Source organism: Mycobacterium sp. (assembly GCF_025933915.1).
Classification (GTDB): domain Bacteria; phylum Actinomycetota; class Actinomycetes; order Mycobacteriales; family Mycobacteriaceae; genus Mycobacterium.
Window position 1 is genome coordinate 1 of sequence record NZ_JAICZA010000277.1, and the last position, 3184, is coordinate 3184.

Here is a 3184-nt window from a genome sequence, read left to right on the forward strand (position 1 = left end):
AGACGGCGGGCCTCGGCCCATGCCTCCCGCGATCGCGGGAGACCTGTACGCCCGGCCGGCGGGTGGGGTGCCGCATTTCCCGCATTCCTGAAGGGGCTTGGTGAGTCAAGGGGGTCTGGTGGCCCTTTTTTGGGGGTTCGGGGGCGGGTGTGGGCGCGCGTCGAGGAAGGGTTCGGGGTCAAGACGGAGCGCCCGCAGCGGAGCGCAGCGGAGCGAGGACGTACGGTCTGAATCGCCCTGGGTTTTCTGCCGCTCTCATACGGGTTGCGGCTCTCGGGTGAGGGTCGCGTAGTGGTTGGCCTCGTACTCGGCCGGGGTCATGTAGTCGAGGCTACTGTGCAGGCGGCGTTGGTTGTACCAGTCGACCCAGCCGGCGGTGGCGTACTCGACGTCGGCGAGGGTGCGGTAGGGGCCGTCGTGAAAGACGGTGGTGCGGATGCACTCCGTCTTGTACAGACCGTTGATCGTCTCCATCAGGGCGTTGTCGTAGGCGTCGCCGACCGATCCGATCGACGGGCGGATGCCCTCGAGGTCGAGGTGCTCGGTGAGCCGGATCGAGGTGTACTGGCTGCCGGCGTCGGAGTGATGGATCAGCTCGCCGGGCACCGTGGGGTGGCCGTCTCGGTCGCGTTGCCACAGCGCGATCCGCAGCGGTGTCATCACCAGTTCGACGTCCTTGCGGGTGGCGGCGTGCCAGCCGACGATCTTCTCGGCGAAGCAGTCGACGATGAACGCGACGTAGCAGAATCCGGCCCAGGTGCGGACGTAGGTGAAGTCGGTGACCCAGACCTGGTTCGGGGCTGCGGCGGTGAAGTCGCGGTCGAGCAGGTCGCCGGCCCGGTTGCCGTCCCTGGCCGGGATCGTGGTCCGGATGCCCTTGCCGCGGCGGATCCCTTGCAGGCCGAGGGTTCGCATCGCCCGGTCGACCGATCCCGGCGAGGCATCGGGCAGCGAGCGGCGGACCAGCGCGCCCATCTTGCGCCGCCCGTACAGTCCCTCCGGAGCGAGCTTGCGCCGGCCGTCGCGGGGGTCGATCCGCCAGGCCAGGTCGCGGACCTTGTCCTCGACGATCGCGTCGCTCACCATCCGGGCAGCCACCGTGACGTGGGTACGCCGCCAACAGCGGTAGGTCCGCACGGCGATCTGGCAGCCCTGCTCGGACAGGACCCGGCAGACCGACTCGACCGTGTAACCCTCGGCGCGCATCTCGTCGATGAACCCCATGATCAGCGGCTGCGGGGGTCGAGTTCCCCCGCGAAGAAAATCGAGGCCCGGCGGAGGATCTCGTTGTCCTCCTCCAGACGGCGGACTCTCGCCTTCAACTCCTTGATCTGGGCCAGCTCCTGGCTGGTGGCGCCTTGGCGCTGGCCGCCGTCGATCTGGGCTTGCACCACCCAGCGACGCACCGACTCCTTCCCGACACCCTCCCGGCGGGCTACCGCCTCGGCGGCCGCGGTCAGCGACGGATACTCGGACTGATGGTCGAGAACCAGGCGCACACACCGCTCCTTGACCTTCGTATCGATCTTCTTCGGCATGGACAGCATCCTTCCAACTCAATAGGATGCGGCATCACACCTGGGGCGCTTCAGTCTTGACGCCGAGCCCGCTCGGCGCATGCTGGGAGCCGCCTCGATGGCCCCCTGGGGGCATGTGGGTTATGGGGTTGTGGGCCGCTGATGTCTCCGGGCGATGGTGATCGTCGTGGCGGCGCAGGGTCTGGCTGCCGGGCATTCCTTCGCGACGCCCTGGTGGGGGGTGGCATGGAGTTCTGCGGCGGACCCGGTCGGGGTCAATCAATTGGGGAGACCCGCCTGGTGGGGGGTCATGCGGGAACGGGGACCTCGCGACCGGGCTGTCCAGACCGGTCGCACGGGCCGGTCGGCTTGCGCAGGGCGCGGACGTGGTGGTCGCGCAGTGCGTAGTAGACGTAGGTGAGGAGCTTACGGGCCGCGGCGACGGTGGATACCTGCTTGGGTCGGCGGCTGGCGACCCGGCCGCGGATCGCGGTGATCGGGTTGTCCTGACGTTGCCGCTGGACGGCCTCGCCGGCGGCGTAGCGGACCAGGGATGAGCCCTGCCTGGTGATCCGGCCGCGGTGGACGGTGATGTCGGACTCGTAGTGGCGGGGGGTCAGCCCGGCCCACGAGCACAGCTTGGCCGGGCTGGCGAACCGGGTGACGTCGCCGATCTCGGCGACGAAGATCGACGCCAGGACCGGCCCGACCCCGGGAATGGTCTGCACCGCCCGGTAGCCGGGGTCGCCGGCCAGCGTGTGGGCGATGCGCTGGTCGTACTCGCTGACCTGCCCGTCGAGGGTGTCGATCAGGCCCAGCAGCGAGGCGATCTCGCTGGCGTAGACCCTGGGCAGCGGCCGCCGGTCCAGCCACGCCCGGCCAGCGACGCCGAACAGGTCCGACGCGGCCCCGATCAGGCCGTTCTTGGCCAGCACCGCGTGCACCTGGTTCTTGCAGGCGGTCCGCTTGTGGACCAGCGTGTGGCGGTAGCGGACCATCTCGCGCAGCTCGCGGACCGCTACCGGCGCGATCCACGCCTCGGGCAGCCGCTCCAACCTCAGCAGGTCGGCCAGGTCTGCGGCGTCGACCTCGTCGTTCTTGACCCGCCGATGCTTGAACCCGACACAGCCCGACGGGTGCGCCAGCGTCACGTCGAACCCAGCCCGCCGCAACGCGTCGACCGCCCAGTACCAGCCGTAGGTCGCCTCCAGCACCACCCGCGCGCCCGGCCCGGCCGGCGCCACCGCGGCCACCAGCGCCTCCGCGCTGTTCGTGACGTGAACCGGCGGCCCGGCCGGCACCCCGGTCATCGCGTCCTTCGTCACCACCACCGAACGCCTCCGGTGCAGATCGATCCCCACCACCCGAGGCGGCGGGTCCGCATACGCTGTCGTCATGACGGCCTCCTAAACCGAGTGAGCTTGCACTGACACTCGAGTCTGAACTCGAAACCACCCGGAACGGGAGGCCGTCACCAAAACCGGCGCCCGACCCGCCGCCCCTTCATGACATCAATTCGCGGGGTCTAGCGGCGGCCGATCGCGCGGCGGGGAGTCAGGCGCGCAGGCCGTCGAGGACCAGGCGGAGCATGCGGCGCTGCTGCTCGGCGTCGGCGCCCGGCATCATCGTGCAGCCGCCGACGAGGCGGGTGACGTCGGAGACCTCGA

2 protein-coding genes are annotated in these 3184 nt (G+C 69.9%); both read right to left on the reverse strand.

Annotated features, from left to right (window positions below):
- Positions 1 to 255 precede the first annotated feature (255 nt).
- A protein-coding gene (locus tag Q0W90_RS23910) for an IS3 family transposase (protein ID WP_297777093.1) occupies positions 256 to 1538 on the reverse strand; the annotation gives its coding sequence in 2 pieces (ribosomal slippage) (positions 256 to 1265 and positions 1265 to 1538; 1284 coding nt in all).
- A gap of 287 nt (positions 1539 to 1825) precedes the next feature.
- Entirely contained in the window at positions 1826 to 2914 is a 1089-nt protein-coding gene (locus tag Q0W90_RS23915) for an IS110 family transposase (protein ID WP_297777096.1), read from the reverse strand.
- Between the last annotated feature and the right edge of the window lie 270 nt (positions 2915 to 3184).

Coding starts and splice junctions, on each gene's coding strand:
- Q0W90_RS23915 (WP_297777096.1), bottom strand. CDS start 2,914: ATGACGACAGCGTATGCGGACCCGCCGCCTCGGGTGGTGGGGATCGAT.